20 protein-coding genes are annotated in these 18359 nt (G+C 62.0%); 11 read left to right on the forward strand and 9 right to left on the reverse strand.

Annotated elements, in window-relative coordinates:
• Positions 1-20: 20 nt before the first annotated feature.
• From AC1Q67_RS13585 to AC1Q67_RS13605, 5 genes are all read left to right on the forward strand, one after another.
• On the forward strand, positions 21-401 hold the full coding sequence (locus AC1Q67_RS13585; RefSeq protein WP_492235917.1) for a COG4315 family predicted lipoprotein: 381 nt from the start codon (positions 21-23) through the stop codon (positions 399-401).
• Between the two features lie 292 nt (positions 402-693).
• Complete coding sequence (locus tag AC1Q67_RS13590) at positions 694-1254, forward strand: LemA family protein (RefSeq protein ID WP_024576022.1); 561 nt, start codon at positions 694-696, stop codon at positions 1252-1254.
• A gap of 34 nt (positions 1255-1288) precedes the next feature.
• Positions 1289-2452 (forward strand): M48 family metallopeptidase, encoded by a 1164-nt coding sequence (locus AC1Q67_RS13595; RefSeq protein ID WP_492235918.1) that lies wholly within the window; start codon positions 1289-1291, stop codon positions 2450-2452.
• A gap of 142 nt (positions 2453-2594) precedes the next feature.
• Positions 2595-3362 carry a P-loop NTPase family protein gene (locus AC1Q67_RS13600; protein ID WP_024576020.1) on the forward strand — a complete coding sequence of 256 codons (768 nt, stop codon included), beginning with the start codon at positions 2595-2597 and terminating at the stop codon, positions 3360-3362.
• Between the two features lie 23 nt (positions 3363-3385).
• Entirely contained in the window at positions 3386-4057 is a 672-nt protein-coding gene (locus AC1Q67_RS13605; RefSeq protein ID WP_492235919.1) for a P-loop NTPase family protein, read from the forward strand.
• Between the two features lie 35 nt (positions 4058-4092).
• Here AC1Q67_RS13605 and AC1Q67_RS13610 read toward each other — a convergent pair whose 3' ends face one another.
• From AC1Q67_RS13610 to petA, 9 genes are all read right to left on the reverse strand, one after another.
• A complete protein-coding gene (locus AC1Q67_RS13610; RefSeq protein WP_024576018.1) occupies positions 4093-4632 on the reverse strand; it encodes an adenine phosphoribosyltransferase in 540 nt (179 codons plus the stop codon).
• Between the two features lie 117 nt (positions 4633-4749).
• Entirely contained in the window at positions 4750-6912 is a 2163-nt protein-coding gene (locus AC1Q67_RS13615; protein WP_492235920.1) for an anthranilate synthase component I, read from the reverse strand.
• Positions 6913-7107: 195 nt separating this feature from the next.
• A complete protein-coding gene (locus AC1Q67_RS13620; RefSeq protein ID WP_492235921.1) occupies positions 7108-7575 on the reverse strand; it encodes a GNAT family N-acetyltransferase in 468 nt (155 codons plus the stop codon).
• Positions 7572-8246 carry a dienelactone hydrolase family protein gene (locus AC1Q67_RS13625; protein WP_492235922.1) on the reverse strand — a complete coding sequence of 225 codons (675 nt, stop codon included), beginning with the start codon at positions 8244-8246 and terminating at the stop codon, positions 7572-7574. Before AC1Q67_RS13625 ends, AC1Q67_RS13620 begins: the two co-directional genes overlap by 4 nt.
• Before the next feature lie 26 nt (positions 8247-8272).
• Positions 8273-9568, reverse strand: a complete 1296-nt coding sequence (locus tag AC1Q67_RS13630) for a flavin-containing monooxygenase (RefSeq protein WP_492235923.1) — start codon at positions 9566-9568, stop codon at positions 8273-8275.
• Positions 9565-10551, reverse strand: coding sequence for an SDR family oxidoreductase (locus AC1Q67_RS13635; protein WP_492235924.1), 987 nt, complete (start codon positions 10549-10551; stop codon positions 9565-9567). The genes AC1Q67_RS13630 and AC1Q67_RS13635 overlap by 4 nt, the downstream gene beginning before the upstream one ends.
• Positions 10548-11495: a bile acid:sodium symporter family protein gene (locus AC1Q67_RS13640; protein ID WP_492235925.1), complete on the reverse strand. Its 948-nt coding sequence runs from the start codon at positions 11493-11495 to the stop codon at positions 10548-10550. The genes AC1Q67_RS13635 and AC1Q67_RS13640 overlap by 4 nt, the downstream gene beginning before the upstream one ends.
• 139 nt (positions 11496-11634) lie before the next feature.
• Positions 11635-13707 (reverse strand): cytochrome c1, encoded by a 2073-nt coding sequence (locus AC1Q67_RS13645; protein ID WP_492235926.1) that lies wholly within the window; start codon positions 13705-13707, stop codon positions 11635-11637.
• Between the two features lie 49 nt (positions 13708-13756).
• The gene (gene petA, locus AC1Q67_RS13650) at positions 13757-14287 is read right to left on the reverse strand and encodes a ubiquinol-cytochrome c reductase iron-sulfur subunit (RefSeq protein ID WP_492236457.1); all 531 of its coding nucleotides are present in this window, start codon (positions 14285-14287) and stop codon (positions 13757-13759) included.
• Between the two features lie 273 nt (positions 14288-14560).
• Here petA and AC1Q67_RS13655 point away from each other — a divergent pair, with 273 nt between their 5' ends.
• The 6 genes from AC1Q67_RS13655 to AC1Q67_RS13680 all read left to right on the forward strand — a co-directional run bounded on the left by AC1Q67_RS13655 (position 14561) and on the right by AC1Q67_RS13680 (position 18351).
• Positions 14561-15019 carry a tRNA (cytidine(34)-2'-O)-methyltransferase gene (locus AC1Q67_RS13655; RefSeq protein WP_492236458.1) on the forward strand — a complete coding sequence of 153 codons (459 nt, stop codon included), beginning with the start codon at positions 14561-14563 and terminating at the stop codon, positions 15017-15019.
• Positions 15016-15648, forward strand: a complete 633-nt coding sequence (queE, locus tag AC1Q67_RS13660) for a 7-carboxy-7-deazaguanine synthase (protein WP_492235927.1) — start codon at positions 15016-15018, stop codon at positions 15646-15648. Before AC1Q67_RS13655 ends, queE begins: the two co-directional genes overlap by 4 nt.
• Before the next feature lie 15 nt (positions 15649-15663).
• The gene (locus AC1Q67_RS13665) at positions 15664-16029 is read left to right on the forward strand and encodes a 6-pyruvoyl trahydropterin synthase family protein (protein WP_492235928.1); all 366 of its coding nucleotides are present in this window, start codon (positions 15664-15666) and stop codon (positions 16027-16029) included.
• 21 nt (positions 16030-16050) lie between these two features.
• Entirely contained in the window at positions 16051-16944 is an 894-nt protein-coding gene (hemF, locus tag AC1Q67_RS13670) for an oxygen-dependent coproporphyrinogen oxidase (RefSeq protein ID WP_492235929.1), read from the forward strand.
• A 217-nt stretch (positions 16945-17161) separates the two neighbouring features.
• Positions 17162-17950, forward strand: coding sequence for an outer membrane protein (locus tag AC1Q67_RS13675; RefSeq protein ID WP_492235930.1), 789 nt, complete (start codon positions 17162-17164; stop codon positions 17948-17950).
• Between the two features lie 131 nt (positions 17951-18081).
• Positions 18082-18351 carry a YodC family protein gene (locus AC1Q67_RS13680; RefSeq protein ID WP_024576004.1) on the forward strand — a complete coding sequence of 90 codons (270 nt, stop codon included), beginning with the start codon at positions 18082-18084 and terminating at the stop codon, positions 18349-18351.
• Positions 18352-18359 lie beyond the last annotated feature (8 nt).

Raw genomic sequence — 18359 nt, forward strand, 5'->3', positions numbered from 1 at the left:
AATCATCAGGAGTACCAGCGATGTCCAAAACATTCGCCGCGATGGCGGCTGTCTCTCTCTTGCTCGCCTCAACCGCAGCGTTCGCGCAGGCGGCAAAGGTCGCCGATACGCCGAAGGGCAAGGCCTATGTCGATGCCAAGGGCATGACGCTCTACACCTTCGACAAGGACAGCGACGGCAAGTCCGCCTGCAATGGCCCCTGCGCCACCAACTGGCCGCCGCTGATGGCCGCTGCCGACGCCAAGGCGTCCGGCGACTGGACCATCGTCACCCGCGACGACGGCAGCAAGATGTGGGCGCTCAAGGGCAAGCCGCTCTACACCTTCGCGAAGGACACCAAGCCCGGCGACACCACCGGCGACGGCTTCCTGAACGGCGCCTGGCATATCGCCAAGCCGTAAGCCTTTCACAAACAGACATCACGGCATCGGAAGACTAACTCCCTCTCCCCGTTGGGGAGAGGGTTGGGGTGAGGGGGCGTTAATGTCCAAGCTGACATACGATCCCCCGCGCGCTATCGCGCGCCGACCTCTCCCCGACGGGGAGAGGTGAAAGAAACATCCTGACCGTTTCATTGAACCACCTCTCCCCTGATGACGACCAAAGTGCGCGGCCCCCTTGCCGCAGGCCCTGACGGCCGCCTGCCTTTCAGGTAGGCTCACGCCATTCGTCGTCCTTAAGGAGTTTTCCCTCATGTCGTCCGGCTGGATTTTACTCGGTGTCATCGTCGTCATCGCCCTGTTCGTGTTCGGCGCCTATAACCGGCTGGTCGCGCTGGCGCAGCGGGTGTCCCAGGCGTTCGCCGACATCGACGTGCAGCTCAAGCAGCGCCACGACCTGATCCCCAATCTCGTTGAAACGGTCAAAGGCTACGCCACCCATGAGCGCGGCACGCTGGAAGACGTGGTCAAGGCCCGCAACGCGGCGATGTCCGCACAGGGACCGGCGCAGGTGTCCGCAACCGAAGGCCAGCTCACAGCCGCGCTCGGCCGGCTGATCGCGCTGTCGGAGGCCTATCCGGACCTCAAGGCCAATGCCAACTTCCAGCAGTTGCAGACCGAGCTGTCCGACATCGAAAACAAGATCGCCGCCAGCCGCCGCTTCTTCAACAACGCGGTACAGGAATACAATACCGGCATCCAGCAGTTGCCGGCTGCCCTTTTCGCCGGCGCACTCGGCTTCACGAAGAAGGACTTCTTCGATCTCGGCGAGCAGCGCGGACAGCTCGAACAGGCGCCATCGGTCAAGTTCTAAGCGTCTCAATCCGGGCTAGCACGGGCAGCGCATCATGGCCGCGTACGGTCTCTACACGCATATCGCATCGAACAAGTTTCGTTCGATGCTGCTGCTCGGCGGCCTGTTCCTGCTCGTGTACGTGATGGTGTTCGCCGGGGCGCTGCTGGCGGAAGTCGCGCTCAACAGCAACCGGCCGTTCGACGACTATCTCACCCTCGCGACGCACGACCTCGTCACAGCCTTCCCGTTCGCAACCATTGGGGCCGCCCTCTGGATCGTCATCGCCTATTTCTTCCACCAGAACATCATCGATGCGGTGACCGGCGGCCATGACGTGACGCGGCAGGAGCAGCCCCGGCTCTATAACCTTCTTGAGAATCTCTGCATCTCGCGCGGCATTCCGATGCCGAAGCTCAAGATCGTGGACAGCCCCGCGCTCAACGCCTTCGCCACCGGCCTGAACCGCAAGCAATATGCGATCAGCGTCACCACCGGACTGATGAAGGCGCTCAACGACCGGGAAATGGAAGCCGTGCTCGGGCACGAACTGACCCACATCCGCAACGGCGACGTGCAGTTGCTTGTGATCGCCGTGGTCATCGCGGGCGTGATCGGCTTTTTCGCGGAACTGTTCTTCCGCATCTTCTTCAACTCGAACTGGAGCTTCGGCGGCGGCGGACGCTCATCGTCCTCCTCGTCCGACAGCGACAAGAAGGGTGGCGGCGCGTTCGCCATCGTGCTTCTGGCCATCGCCCTGATCGCCGTGGCCTGGGGCCTGTCGCTGGTGGTGCGTTTCGCCCTGTCGCGCTCGCGCGAACTGCTGGCGGATGCAGGCTCGGTGGAGCTGACAAAGGATCCCGACGCAATGATCTCGGCGCTGCGCAAGATCGAGGGCCGCGGAGAGCTGCCCGGCGCGACCTCCGCTGTCATGGAAATGTGCATCGACAATCCGCGCGAAGGCTTCGCCGACCTGTTCGCGACCCATCCCTCGGTCGATTCCCGCGTCAAGGCGCTGGTGAAATATGCCGGTGGCCGCGATCCGGGCCCGCTGCCGCTGCCCGGCGGCGACGGACAGGACGAAACCGGCGCTCCTCAAGCGGGCGACTCATCGCCGGATGCGCGGCCAGAACCTCCACGTACCGGCCCCTGGGGCAGTTCCCCGTCGCCGGCAGGCCCTATTCCCGGCCCGATTACGGGACCATGGGGCCGCCACTAGCCTCCGGCACAATAAAGCCGGTAGTTATTAAGCATAACAGCAGCGTCAAGAATTGAATTATCTGCTGTTTCTGCCATGTTCCGCTCCAAAGCAGGCTAAGCTGCGTCGTCAATTCGACGTGCTTGGTGGGTAAAGAGGTCTTATGGCTAAACCGGCAGTGATCGTAGTAGGTGCGGACAAGGGTGGGGTTGGCAAGACCACTGTTTCTCGCACCGTTCTCGACTATTTCAGCGCAAACAACATCCCGACCCGCGCCTTCGATACCGAATCGCCGCGCGGCACGCTGATGCGCTTCCATCCCGACATTACCCAGATCGTCGACGTCACCTCGACGTCCGATCAGATGAAGATCTTCGATACGCTGAATTCGTCGGGCACCAGCGTGACCGTGATCGACGTGCGCGCAGGACTGTTGTCCCCCACCCTCGCGGCGCTGCGCGACATCGGCTTTCTCGATGCGGCCCGCTCCGGCCAGATCACCTTTGCCGTGTTCCACATCCTCGGCCCGTCGATTGCCTCGCTGGATGAAATCGCCGAGACCGCCAACTTCATGGACGGCGCGAAGTACTTCCTGGTGAAGAACTTCATCAACAACACCAGCTTCTTCGAGTGGGATCAGGCGACCTACAACTCGTATTTCCATCGCATTAAGAATGCGACCGAGATCACGATTCCGAAGCTCAATGAGATGGCCTATGAGCAGGTCGAAGTCGCCTCTGTGCCGTTCCTCAAGTTCGTCGCCAACAAGGGTCCTAAGGACGAGGCCGCGAACTACTCGTTCGTGCTGCGTGGCTACGTCCGCCACTGGCTGGGCAACGTGTGGGGCGAATTCGACCGCATCAAGCTGACCGAGATCGTCGGCTCGAAGGACAAGTCAGCCACGTCACGGGCGCCGACAAGCGAGATCTGAGCGAGTGGTCCGGTTTTGACCCGATGCGACGCACGCCTGTCTATATCGTCTGCTCGCCGCGTCCCGCGGTGGGAAAAACCCTGATCGCGCGCGCGCTCACCGAATTCCTGGTGCTTCAGCGCGGCAAGGTGATCGCCTTCGACATCAATCTGCGCGAACCCTCGCTGCTCAACTATCTGCCGCGCATCACCGAGACCGCGGCGATCAGCGACACGTTCGGGCAGATGGCGCTGATGGACCGCCTGATCGTCAATGACGGCGTGCCGAAGGTCATCGATCTCGGCTTCCACGCCTTCGACGATTTCTTCAAAATGATCGCGGAAATCGGCTTCATGAAGGAAGCGGACCGCCGGGGCGTCGATCCGATCGTCCTTTTCATTCCTGACCGCGACCGCGCATCCATCCTCGCCTGGACCATGCTGCGCGACACGTTTCCCAACGCCGCGATCGTTCCGGTCGAAAACGAGCATGTGCTGTGGGGCGAGTTGCCGAGGGATTTCGGCCGCGTGCGGGCGTTCAAGATCGCCGCGCTGCCCGCATTCCTGAAATCGATCATCGGCCGGCTGAACTTCTCGTTCACGCAATACCTGCGCGACAACAAGGACCCGTCGTCGGAACTGCATCAATGGGTGCGCAACAACTATACGCGCTTCCGCGAGCTGGAGCTGAATCTGATCCTGCACAGGCTGGGATGACTTGACGGCAGGCGCCGACGGGCGCGTCGCGCGTCTCAGTGCCCGTCGAATGTCATCAGCGTCCGCACCGGGACGTTCATCGCGCGCAGCTTGGCCGCGCCGCCCAGTTCCGGCAGATCGATGATGAAGCAGGCCGCTACCACATCGGCGCCGATCTGGCGCAGCAGCTTCACCGCACCTTCCGCCGTACCACCGGTCGCAATCAGATCGTCGATCAGGATGACGCGCTCGCCCGGCTTGATGGCGTCGGCATGCATTTCCATCTCGTCGAGACCGTATTCCAGCGAGTAAGCAATACGCACCGTGGTATGCGGCAGCTTGCCCTTCTTGCGGATCGGCACGAAGCCCGCCGAGACCTGATGCGCCACCGCGCCGCCGAGAATGAAGCCGCGCGCCTCCATGCCCGCGACTTTGTCGATCTTCGAGCCGGCCCACGGCTGCACCAGTTCATCGACCGCACGGCGGAACGCCCATGCGTTGCCAAGCAATGTCGTGATGTCGCGGAAGATGATTCCGGGCTTCGGGTAATCGTGAATGGCGCGGACGGTAGCCTTCAAATCGGTTTCGAGAGTCATTGTCTGCCTAATCCAACTGAATCAAAGAACTCGTCATTGCGAGGAGCGTAGCGACGAAGCAATTCACTCTTAACAGAAGTCAAAGATGGATTGCTTCGCTCGCAATGACGTCACCTCTCAACGCACGGCCTGACCAAGCCTGAATGCGTTTTCCACGATCCGCAGTCCCACATTGCCTTCCAGCGACATCAGCGACTCAGGATGAAACTGCACGCCGCCCACCGGCAGCGTCTTGTGCTCGATCGCCATGGCGATGCCGTCCTCGGTGCTGGCGGTGACCTGCAACTCGTCGGGCATGCCGTCGCGATCGACATACAGCGAGTGATAGCGGCCGATCACGACCTCATTCGGCAGATTGCCCATCAGTGTGCCGCCGCGCACCTGAACGCGCGATGGACGGCCATGCGCAGGCGTCGACAACTGCCCGAGCTTGCCGCCGAAATACTCCCCGATGGCCTGCACGCCGAGACAGACGCCGAACACCGGCAGCTTCTTTTCCAGCGCAGCGCCGATGAATTTCGAGATACCGAAATCTTCGGGACGGCCGGGGCCTGGCGACAGCACCAGAAGATCGTATTCGTTCTTCTTCAGCACATCGAGCGCGTGGTTATGCCGCGTGACGCTGACCGTCGCACCGACCTGACGGAAGTAATCCGCCAGCATGTGCACGAACGAGTCTTCGTGATCGATCAGCAGAACCTTCTTGCCGGAACCGGTGGCATCCGGCGCAAAGGCCGACAGCGGTTTTGGCGGATCGCCGCGCAGCGCCTGAAACAGCGCTGCCGCCTTGGTCTGGCATTCCTTCTCTTCGGCAACGGGATCGCTATCGAACAGCAAGGTCGCTCCGACACGCACCTCGGCCAAGCCGTCCTTCATGCGGATGGTGCGGATGGTGAGACCCGTGTTGATACTGCCGTCGAAACCGAGGAACCCGAGCGCGCCGGCATACCAGCGGCGGGACGAGCGCTCGTGATCCTCGACGAACTGCATCGCCCACAATTTCGGCGCACCGGTGACCGTGACGGCCCATGCATGGGTGAGAAAGCCATCCAACGCATCAAAGCCCGGACGCAGCATGCCTTCGACATGGTCGACGGTGTGAAACAGCTTGGAGTAGGTCTCGATCTGCCGCCGCGCCAGCACCTTGATGGTGCCCGGCTCGCACACCCGCGCCTTGTCGTTGCGGTCGACGTCGGTGCACATGTTGAGTTCGAATTCGTCTTTCTGCGAATTGAGCAGTTCCTGAATCTGCTTGGCATCGCTGATGGCGTCGACGCCGCGCGCGATGGTGCCCGAGATCGGACAGGTCTCGATCCGCTTGCCGTCGGAGCGGACGAACATTTCCGGCGACGCCGCCACCAGAAATTCACCATCGCCGAGATTGATCAGCGCGCCATACGGAGAAGGATTGATCTTGCATAGCCGCTGGAACACCTCGGCGGGCGTGCGCTCGCACGGCTCGGCGAACAATTGTCCCGGCACCGCTTCAAAAAGATCACCGCGCGCAAATGCCTGACGCGCGACCTCGACGGTCTCCTGATAAACGCCCGGTGCGTGATCGGCAAAACCCTCGCGCTTGGTCTTGGCGTAAACGCTCTCGGAGGTCTCACGATCAAGACCCTTGGTGGACTGACCGCCGAACGCAAACTCGTAACTCAGGATCACGCCGCGCCCGGTGGCGCGGTCATAGGCCAGAATGCGGTCAGGAATGTAGAGAACGATGTCGCGCTGGTCTTTCTCGCGCGCACGCTTCTGCACGAGATCCTCGAACTGGAACACGAGGTCGTAGGCGAAGGCGCCGAACAGGCCGAGCAGCCCGTCATTCGGAGAATTGAAGGCCGCGATGATGTCGCGCACCAGCGAGACCACCGAGGCGCGCCGGGTGCGCTGGTCCTCATCCACCGGCGCGTCACCGCGCACGATGTGGCCCGCAATGCGCGTCGCGGTTTTCTCTGTAATGACGGCGGCGGGTTCTTTCAGGGTCTCGGCGAGGAACGCCACCAGCACCTTGCCGCGCGCGTTCAGCGCCTCGATGAAGAAATCCGTGCCGGTGGATTCCAGCCGCAGCGGCGGATCGGAAAAGCCGAGGTCGAAGCTCTCGTAGCGGCCCGGCACCGTGGTGCCCGACGAGAGCACCACCCCGCGGCGGGTATCCAGCCGGTCGATCAGCCGGTCCAGCGCCGTTCCGCCGGTAAAATGCTCAACGGAACGGGCCACATCGAGGCCGCGGGCCGTCCGGTATTCGCTCTGCGCGGGGAGGGAAAAAAGGGTCCTGTTCATCTGGTCCTCTTACGAGACTTGCTGGAGGAACGCCACACAGGACAAACGAAAAAGGCCGTCGCTCTGCGATGACGGCCTCGACGATTGAAATTCACATAAATCGCACCGGCCACCTTTAGAAGGTGCGCCACCAGAGACGGATCGGGCTGGACAGGGTGCTCATTGCGGGCAAAACACCATTAGGCGCGGGGGAAGTCAAGACCCGGCATTTTTCACAAAAACCGTGAGTTTTCGCTCCCCAACATCCTCCTCGATCGGTGTCCAGCCCTGCCGGGTATAGAACCTCCGCCTTTCCTTCTCGGCGCACAGATAGAGCCGCCGGATATTGAGCGCGAAAGCGTCACTGACGGCACGCCCGACCAGCGCCGAGCCGATCTCCTGCATCCGGTACTTCGGATCGACCCAGACCGCTGCCACCCAAGGGGAGTATTGCGGACGTTCCTCGAGGTCGGCGGCAATGACCGAGGCGGTCCCAATGAAGGTCTCGTCCCGGTGCGCCACCAGCGCGAACGGGATCGGCGACGGCGTCATATTCTCCCGCAGACGTCCGGCAATATAGTCCGCCGGAAATCCCCGCTCCTTCCACCATGCCCGCCAGATACGGTCAGCAACCGCGTCAAAGAACGCCGGCTGCTGCCGCAGGTCGGAGATGGTGAAGCTCATCCCAGATGCTTTTTGAAGAAATCCGTAGCGCGGCCCCAGGCAAGTTCGGCGGCCTGGCGGTCATGAACAGACATCCGCTGCTCGTTGACGAAGGCATGATCGGCATCATAGCGGAAGAACTCGCAAGTTTTCCCGGCGGCCTTCAGCCCCTTCTCGAACGCATCGACCACCTGCGGCGTGCACCAATCGTCACGATTGGCGAAATGCCCTTGCAACGGAATCTTCACGTCGGCGGGCTTGGCGGCCTGCTCCGGCGGGATGCCATAGAATGCGACGCCGGCAGCCAGCTCCGGAATAACGGTTGAGCCGATCACCGTCACCGCGCCACCAAGACAAAAGCCGGTGAGACCGACCTTGGCGCCATTGCGTGCGAGATATTGCGCAGCGCCGCGCACGGTCTGCTTCGTGGCATCCATGAAATCAAGCGAGCCCATTTCTTTGTTGGCGGCTTCCGTGTCGTGATACGGCACGACCACACCATTGTAGAGGTCGGGCGCGAGCGCATCGAATCCGGCCACTGCGAAGCGATCGCACAGCCCTTTGATTTGATCCTGAAGACCCCACCATTCCTGAATGACGACGACGCCCGGCGCGTTGCCGCGCGCGGCGTTGGCGAGATAGCCGGTTGCGTCCTTGCCGTCGGGACGCTTGAAAGTGATGGTGGTGCCCATGATGTCCTCCGAGAAATTTGAGTGTCTTATACCGCGGTCGAAGCAACGCTCAAGCTCGCGATGGCTTTCTGAAGATCACGTTTGTATTGCAGGAAGTCGACGAAAATTCCGTGTTCCCCGCGATCCTTGGCGACCGGCCGTGTGTGATAGGCGGCGATCTTGTCGCGGAAATCCGCGATCGTATCCGGGCTTTCCTTTTGCGCCTTGATATAGGCCGCGATCAGATCGGTTTGCAATGCACGGCCCGGCCAGCCGACACCGGCGCCTTCCAGCAGCCCGGCGACATAAAGACCGTTCGGACGTGACGGGAAGATATTGAGATAGAGACGCGGCGCGCCTTTCTCCGGCTGCCAGTTCAGTTCGGTAAGGTCTTCGAGAAACGGAAACGTGATCTCGTAGCCTGTCGCAAGCAGCACCAGATCGACCTGATCTTCCTGTCGGTCGGTAAAGACAACCGTGTCGCCGCGGAATTCCTTGATCGGCTTGCGCAAGGTGACGTCGCCCTGCCCCAAATGCTGGAGCACGAGCGAGTTCACGATCGGGGTCTTGTCATAAAGCCGGTGCTCGGGCTTCGGCAGCCCGAAGCGCTCCGGCGGCCCCACCAGAAACCGCAGGATCGGCTCATGCAGCATCGAGCGCAGGCGTTTGGGAATGATGAAACGCTTCGGCTTGTGGTTGCCCTCGTCCGCCGGCTTTCCGGCGAGGAACTTCGGCACGAAGTGATTGCCGCCGCGCACGCTCCACAGCACCTGCTTGGCGCGGTGAATGGCATCGACAACGATGTCGCAACCGGTATTGCCCATGCCGACGACGAGCACACGCTTGCCGTCGAAGATGTCGGCCGTCTTGTAGTCCTTCGCATGCATCAGCTTGCCGCTGAATTCGCCCGGAATCTTCGGCATCAGGGGATCGCTGAGATGGCCGTTGGCGAAGATGACGCTTTCATAATCATCGGTCGTGCCGTCGCCAAACGTCGCCCGCCAGCTTCCGTCGCGCTGCTCGATCTTGCTGACCTCGGCGTTGAAACGAATCGAGGGATAAAGATCGAAATGCTTCGCGAACGATTTGAAATATTCTGATACGCGCTCGTGGCCCGGATAGGCCGGCCAGTCTTCCGGCATCGGAAAATCCGCATAGGCCGTGGTGCGTTTCGACGAGATCAGATGCGTCGAGGCATAGACCGCGCTCGGCGCCGCGCCATAGAGCCATTGCCCGCCGACATCGGCGTTCCTCTCCACGCACTTCACCGGCAGATCGGCCTGCTTGAGACTTCGAACGGCGGCAAGACCCGCAGGCCCCGCACCGATGACGAGCGTCGTCATTTTCTCAGCTCCTCGCGGCCGTCGCGATAACGCTCGAAAACCTTGCGCGCATCATAGCGCGGCGTAAATCCGAACTCGGACTTCAGCTTGTCGTTGGACAGTACCGGCCGGTACTGGATGAACTTGGCGTGACCGGGCCCGAGCTTGGTGACGCGCAGCAGGTGCAGCAGCCACAGCGCGGACTTCAGAACCGACGGCGGGATCGAAATGTAGGGCCGGTGGTTCAATTCCGCGATCTCGCGCAGGCTGAGCGTGCCGTCGGCGGCGAGATTGTAGGTGCCCGGCTTCGGCTGCCGCACCGCCTGCACCAGCGCATCCACGACATCGCTGTCGGCGATCAGCGAGAACGGCGTGGCGGTGCCGCTGACGCCCATCACCACCGGCCGTTCGAAGATCGCGGTGATCTGGTTGTTGGTGGTGGGACCTAGCACCGTGCAGGGGCGGAACACGGTCTGGTGGAGATCGGGATAGAGGTCATGCCATTCGATCAGCATTTCCTCGACCTCGCGCTTGTTGCGCGCGTATGGGAAATCCGCGTTGCCGCGCAGCGGATCGGTTTCATGCAGCGGCACCGGATTATCCGCATGGTAGCCGTAGGCCGAGCCGCTCGATGTCACGATCAGATGCTCGACGTTGGCGTCGAGCGACGCCTGCAGCACATTCTTGGTGCCGAGCACGTCGATTTCCCAATCGCGCTGTGGATCACCGCCGACTGCGACCACGGATGCGAGATGCACGACCGTCTGCGGGCGATGGGCCTGGACAATCTCCCTGAGCGCGGGATCGCGGATATCACCCGTCAGATACGTGACGTTGGGTAACCGCTCATGGGCAGCGACCTCGCGCACATCAAGCGCGATGATCTCCGAGTTCAGGCTCACGCGTGCGAGTTCGGCGATCAGTGACTTACCGATGAATCCCGCTGCGCCGGTGACCAGCACGCCGCCGTTCATCGCGTATTGTCCTGCGTGGGCGTCGCTCATTCCGCCGTGTCCGTGCGTGCAATCGGGCTTTGGCCTTGCGGATGCGGATCGCGGCGCTTCCACCATGCCGCCAGCGCCCATCCGGAAATCAGATGCCAGACGCCCCACCCGGCGGCCACGAGCGCTGCCCCCCCGATACCGTCGAACTGATTGAGGATCAGCGCGAGACCCAGCCCCGAATTGTGCATGCTCACTTCGATGGTCATCGCGCGGGTGTCGTAATCGCCGAGCCGCAGCAGTTTCGCGGTGCCCCAGCCGAGCCCGATGGCGATGGCGTTGTGCAAAATCACAAACGGCAGGATCGATTGCACGAAGGTCGTGAGATAGCGAGCGTTTGTGAAGATCGCGCCGCCGATGAAGGCGACCAGAAACAGGAACGACAGGATCTGCAGCGGCCGACGCAGCAGATGGCCGAGGCGCGGCCAGTAATGCACGGTGGCGAGCCCGAGCGCCATCGGAATGCCGAGGATCGCCATGGTCGAGCCGAGGAACGCCAGCGGCTCGATGCTCACCTGCCGCAGCAATGCATTGGTGTCCGGGTTAAGTCCTGCCCAGAAGATGATGTTGAGCGGCGTAGTCACGATGGCGAGCAGGCTCGACATCGCGGTCATGCTGATCGAGAGCGCGGCGTTGCCGCGCGCCATGTGCGTGATCAGGTTGGAGATGTTGCCACCCGGACAGGCCGCCACCACGATCATGCCGAGCGCGATGCTCGGCTGCGGCTTCAGCAGCATGGTGATCGCCCATGTCACCGCAGGCAGCACCGCAAGCTGCGCCAGCAGACCGGAGACCGGCGCAACCGGGCGGCGGAACACTTCAATGAAATCGCCGATGCGCAGATCAAGCGCCACGCCATAGATGATCAGCGCCAGCACGCCGCCGAGGACAAGCTGTCCCGTCGGATTGATGTTGAGCAGAATGCCGTCGATCGGTGCGCCCGTCATATGTCCCTCAGCCTTGATCGATAAGGTTAGTTGAGCGGATCACCCGACGCTAGTGGAGCGCACCATGCTGCAATGAAGCATTCACGCAGCAAAAAGGCCCCGCAGCGGGGGCCTTTCGCAACTCTCAGCTCAAGAAGGTTCAGTGAGCGTCAGCCCAGACCTTCTTCTTGGTGAAGTACAGCAGGCCCGACAGCACGATCAGGAAGATCATGACCTGCAAACCGAGACGCTTGCGGGCCTCGAGATGCGGCTCGGCAGCCCACATCAGGAACGCGGAGATGTCCTTGGCGTACTGCTGCACGGTCGCAGGCGAACCGTCGTCGAACGTCACCTGACCGTCGCTGAGCGGCTTCGGCATCTTGATCGAGTGGCCGGGGAAATACTTGTTGTAGTACGACCCCTCAGGCAGCGTGAAGCCGGCCGGCGCCTTCTCTTCATAGCCCTGCAACAGCGCGTCGATGTAGTTCGGGCCCTTCTCCTGGAACGAGAAACCCGGCAGCGCGTCGATCACGAACTGCGGGAAGCCGCGCTCGTAGCCGCGCGCCTTGGCGATCAGCGACAGGTCCGGCGGATAGGCGCCGCCGTTGGCAGCGCGGGCCGCCTGCTCGTTCGGGAACGGCGACGGGAAGTAGTCAGCCGGACGACCGGGGCGCTCAAACATGTCGCCTGCGTCGTTCGGACCGTCCTTGACCTTGTACTCCGAGGCGAACGCAGCGGCCTGCGCCGTCGAGTAGCCCGGCCCGCCCGGATCGGCGAGATTGCGGAATGCGACATACGACAATCCGTGGCACGACGCACAGACTTCCTTGTAGATCTTGAGGCCGCGCTGCAGCTGGCCCTGATCGAACTTGCCCAGCGCTCCAGCGAACGACCACTTCAGCGACGGCGGGGTTGGACCGTGCCCTTCCTCGGCCTTCGCGTTGTTCATGCCGCCGAGCATCAGCATGCCGCCGACGGCAAGAGCGATCACGGCCGACACCGGCGTCCTGCCCGTCTTGCGCAGCACGTCTTCGGCGATCGAGTTCGGCAGCGGACGCGTCTTCTCGATGCGGCTGAGAATTGGCAGCACGATCAGGAAGTAGGCGAAGTAAGCGAACGTCAGGACGCGGCCGGCCACGACATAGATGCCTTCAGGCGGCTTGGCGCCGAGATAGCCGAGGCCGATGCACACGGCCACGAAGATCCAGAAGAACTGCTTGGCGAGCGGACGATACTTCGACGAGCGCGTCTTGGCGCTGTCGAGCCACGGCAGGAACGCCAGCACAATGATCGCCGAGAACATCGCGATAACGCCGGCGAGCTTGTTCGGGATCGAACGCAGGATCGCGTAGAACGGCAGGTAGTACCATTCCGGCACGATGTGCGCAGGCGTCACCGCCGGGTTGGCCGGGATGTAGTTGTCCGGATCGCCGAGATAGTTCGGGATGTAGAAAATGAACCAGGCGAAGAACAGCAGGAAGCAGGACATGCCGAACGCGTCCTTGAGGGTCGCGTAAGGCGTGAACGGCACAACGTCCTTCTCGGTCTTCGGCTCGACGCCGGCTGGATTGTTCTGACCTGCGACGTGCAGCGCCCAGATGTGCAGCACGACGACGCCGGCGATCACGAACGGCAGCAGGTAGTGCAGCGAGAAGAAGCGGTTCAGCGTCGGGTTGCCGACCGAGTAGCCGCCCCACAGCAGCGTCACGATGCTGTCGCCGACGTAAGGGATCGCGCCGAACAGGTTGGTGATGACGGTGGCGCCCCAGAAGCTCATCTGGCCCCACGGCAGCACGTAGCCCATGAAACCCGTCGCCATCATCAAGAGGTAGATGATGACGCCGAGGATCCAGAGCACCTCGCGCGGCTCCTTGTATGACCCGTAGTAGAGACCGCGGAACATATGAATGTAGACGGCGATGAAGAACATCGACGCGCCGTTGGAGTGCAGGTAGCGCAGCAGCCAGCCGTAGTTGACATCGCGAACGATCAGTTCGACCGACTTGAACGCGAAATCGACATGCGGGGTGTAGTGCATCGCCAGGATGATGCCGGTGATGATCTGCACGCCGAGCATCATCGAAAGGATCGCGCCGAACGTCCACCAGTAGTTGAGGTTACGCGGCGTCGGGTAGGCAACGAAGGACGAGTGGATCAGTCCCCCGATCGGGAGACGCCGTTCAACCCACTTCAAGACGGGGTTTTGCGGGTTGTAGTTCGATGGTCCGCTCATGATGCGATCCTGACAAAGAAGAAGCGACGCAATCGGGTCAGATTAAGAATCAGCCGATTTTGATTTTGGTGTCGGAGACGAAGGCGTACGGCGGCACCGGCAGGTTAGCGGGCGCGGGCCCCTGACGGATGCGGCCGGACGAATCGTACTGCGATCCGTGGCACGGACAGAAGAAGCCGTCGTAGCTGCCTTCATGGGCGATCGGGATACAGCCGAGATGAGTGCAGATGCCGATCACGACGAGCCACTGGTCGTGGCCTTCCTTGACGCGCGACTGGTCGCTCTGCGGATCGGGCAGGCTCGCGGTCGGAACGGCGCGCGCCTCGTCGATCTGCTTCTTGGTGCGGTTCATGATGTAGATTGGCTTGCCGCGCCAGAACACCTTGATGTCCTGTCCCGTCGCGATCGGCGTCAGATCGACTTCGATCGGAGCGCCCGCCGCGATGGTCGAGGCGTCCGGGTTCATCTGGGAGATCAGCGGCCAGGCCACTGCCGCAGCGCCGACGGCGGCTACGGATCCCGTCGCTACATAAAGAAAATCACGGCGTGTCGGCTCGGCCGAGGATGAAGACGTCACGATTGCAAACCCTTTCCGAACTGCAACCGGCTGACCCATCCCCGTTCGACGCAACGGACGCGCCGGGAGAGTAAGCCGGTGCCCGCGGGCCCCGCGGTGGCAGAATGACCACTTGTCCTACTCAACCGGGCAGAACATACGATCTAGAATCGATCTATTGGCACCCTTGCCGGGAGAGCGCAAGCCCGCTATCGGCACATTTAGTGCGACGCACTAAAACCGCCTGTGGCGGAGATTTTTCCTGAAGTTTTCCACCGGTGCCGAAGGCCGCTCCCGATGCGTGTTGTCCTTTTTCAACCTGACATCCCGCAAAACACCGGGACGATTCTGCGGCTCTGCGCCTGCCTGGACGTCGAAGCCCATATCATCGAGCCGGCCGGTTTCCCCATTTCCGACCGGCATTTCCGCCGGGCCGGAATGGATTATCTCGACCAGGTAACCATCGTCCGCCATGATTCCTGGACCGCCTTCGAGGCCTGGCGGGCGAAATCCGGCGGCCGGCTGCTTCTTTTTTCGACAAAAGCTGCAACGCCCTATCTCGATCATATCTATCGGGACGATGACCTCCTGCTGTTCGGCCGAGAATCCGCCGGAGTGCCGGATCACGTGGTAGAGGCTGCCGACGAGCGGCTGGTCATCCCCATCGCGCCCGGAATGCGGTCCCTGAACGTCGCAATGACGGTCGCCATGGCGCTCGGTGAAGCATTAAGGCAGACAAGAGGAACGGCGCGTTGAGTTACGCGGTAAAGGAAATCTTCCTGACATTGCAAGGCGAAGGCGCCCACGCCGGGCGCACCGCGGTGTTCTGCCGCTTCGCGGGCTGCAACCTGTGGACCGGCCGGGAGCAGGACCGCGCCACCGCCGTCTGCCAGTTCTGTGACACCGATTTTGTCGGCACCGACGGTACGCTCGGCGGCCGCTACGCGAACGCCGACGAGCTTGCCGCGGCGATTGCCGCGCAGTGGGAAGGACCGCAGAACCATCGCTATACCGTGCTGACCGGCGGGGAGCCCCTGCTGCAGGTCGATACTGCGCTGATCGAGGCGCTGCATGCGCAGGGCTTTACCATCGCCATCGAGACCAACGGCACCATCGAACCGCCGCCCGGCCTCGACTGGATCTGCGTCAGTCCGAAGGCCGGATCGGAACTGGTGGTCCGCAAAGGGCACGAACTGAAGCTGGTTTATCCGCAGGCAGACAATACGCCCGAGGATTTCGCGGGTCTGGAATTCGAGCGGTTCTCGTTGCAGCCGATGGACGGACCTGACATAGCGCAAAGCACGCAGGCAGCGATCGCGTATTGCTTGCGCCATCCGCAGTGGCGGCTCAGCGTCCAGACGCACAAGACGCTGGGTATCAGATAAGACCGGATACGACCGATGTGGGAATTGACGAAATCGTTCCGTTTCGAGGCCGCGCATTCGCTACCCGGCACGACGCTTGGCGAGGCCAGTGACGAAATTCACGGCCATTCTTTCCGTGCCGAAGTCTCGATCCGCGGCATACCCGATCCGGCGACCGGGATGGTGACGGATCTGGGTGTGCTCGAGCAACGGATGGCCGAGGTGCAGAAAATGCTCGACCACAAGCTGCTCAACAAGGTCGAAGCACTCGGCGCGCCGACGCTGGAAAACCTCACCCGCTTCATCTGGGACCGGGTTCAGCACGCCGGCAAAGTCACACGCGTCAGCGTCCATCGCGACAGTTGCAACGAAAGCTGCACGTATTTCGGCCCGCAGGGCTAAGCACCCAACGGAGATTGCCCCTTGGAAAAGCCCGTCACCACCATCGAAGAGCGCAAGCAAACGGCCCGCACGTGGTTTGAACGACTGCGCGACGACATCTGCCTGTCGCTTGAAAAACTCGAGGCCGACGCTCCGGCTGCGCTCTATCCGGGCGAGGCAGGCCATTTCGTCCGCACGCCGTGGGATCGCACCGACCATACGGGAAAACCCGGCGGCGGCGGCGTGATGTCGGTGCTGCGCGGGCGGCTGTTCGAGAAGGCCGGGGTGCATTGCTCGACGGTGCATGGCGAATTCGCGCCGGAATTCCGCGCGCAGATTCCGGGCGCCGCGGACGATCCGCGCTTCTGGGCCTCGGGCATCTCGCTGATCATCCATCCGCGCAATCCGAACGTGCCGGCGGTCCACATGAACACCCGCTTCGTGGTGACGACCAAGGCCTGGTTCGGGGGCGGTGCCGACCTGACCCCGGTGCTGGACCGGCGGCGGACCCAGGACGACCCCGACACAGCCGCTTTTCACGCCGCCATGAAGGCGGCCTGTGACGCCCATGCCGCCGTCGCCCCCTATGAGAAGTTCAAGACTTGGTGCGACGAGTATTTCTACCTGCCCCACCGCAAGGAAGCGCGCGGGATCGGCGGCATCTTTTACGACTGGCTCGATTCGGGGGACTGGGATGCCGACCTGGCCTTCACCAAGGATGTCGGCCGGGCCTTCGCCGCGATCTATCCCGAACTGGTGCGGCGGAATTTCAAGGACGCCTGGACCGACAAGGACCGTCAGGAGCAACTCATCCGCCGCGGCCGCTATGTGGAGTTCAACCTGCTCTACGACAGGGGGACCATTTTCGGCCTGAAAACAGGCGGAAATGTCGATTCGATCCTGTCGTCGATGCCACCAGAGGTGAAGTGGCCGTAACGGCCTCCTGCCGCAGACGAAATTCACAAAAGCTTAATAAAGAAGCACCTTTTTCGCGATTTCGACCTGTCACCGAGACAGCACACTCGCCAAAGAACGGTGCCGGATACCGCCAACCCGCCCGGAAACCATTTGAGCCCGGAGAGCCCCCAACGTATTTTGATGGCCATAGGTGTGGCGGAATCAGACCGCCATCGATGGTTTTATAGGGGCTCACATGCGCAAGATTGCCGTCCTTCTTCTCGCTGCCGCAGGCGTTGGCCTGGCAGGCGCGGCTTCCGCAGCCGATCTCGGCACCGCGCCGATCTATCGCAAGGCTCCTCCGGTACAGGTCTTCACCTGGACGGGCGGCTATATTGGCGGTTACGTGGGCGGCGCTTTCGCAGCCAACGACACCGTGACCGGCGTGCCGGTTGACGGCGCAGGCCTCCCGATCTTCGCCGGCCCGGCTGCGTCCTATAAGTACAACTCGAGCGTGATTGGCGGCTACACCAGCGGTTACAACTACCAGTTCGCTCCGAACTGGGTGATCGGCTACGAAGGTGAAACCGGCTACATCGGCCTCAAGGGTTCGTCCGCCTATGCCGGATCGGCGACCTCGATTGCGACCACCCGCGCTGAAGGCCTCTACAGCGTCTGGGCTGCCCGCTTCGGTTACGCGTTCGACCGCTCGCTGATCTACGTCAAGGGCGGCGCGGCTCTGGTCGACTTCGAAACCGGCGTGTCCAACGGTACGCCCGGCTTCCACATCGACACCATGCACACCAAGTATCGCCTCGGGTACGCAATCGGCGGCGGCTGGGAATACGCTTTCGACAACAAGTGGAGCGTGAAGGCTGAGTACCTCTATCTCGGCTTCGACAACAACATCACCACCACCGGCAACTGGACCGGTCCTCCGACCCAGGTCTGGACCACGACCTCGCTGCCCGGCATCCACACCGCCAAGGTCGGCCTGAACTACAAGTTCGACATGCTCGGCTACGTCCTCGGCATCGTTCGCTAAGCGCCGACAGTTTCTACAAGTCAAAGCCCCGGACATGGTCCGGGGCTTTTTCGTTTTGTCGGCTACTCTTTGTCGGCATGTCATAGCGCGCGGCTAGGCTGGACGCTCCTCACATCAGCAGGGAGCCGGTCATGGCACTGAAAGCAGGCGACGTCGTTGTTCTCAAATCTGGCGGTCAGGCATTGACCGTTGCCGAAGTCACCGATGAGACGGTCGAATGCGTCTGGATCGGCGAAGAAGGCGACCTGTTCCGCGAAAAGCTTCCGGCGGCCGTTCTCGAACTCGCCCACATCGACATGTCCGACGATGAGGACGAGGAGCACGACGAAGACGAAGACAGCGATGATGACGAAGAAGAAAGCGAAGACCATCACGCGACGAAGACCGAGGAAGTCGCCTGAGGCTTTTC

The sequence above is a fragment of the Afipia sp. GW823-FHT06G09 genome (assembly GCF_058794875.1).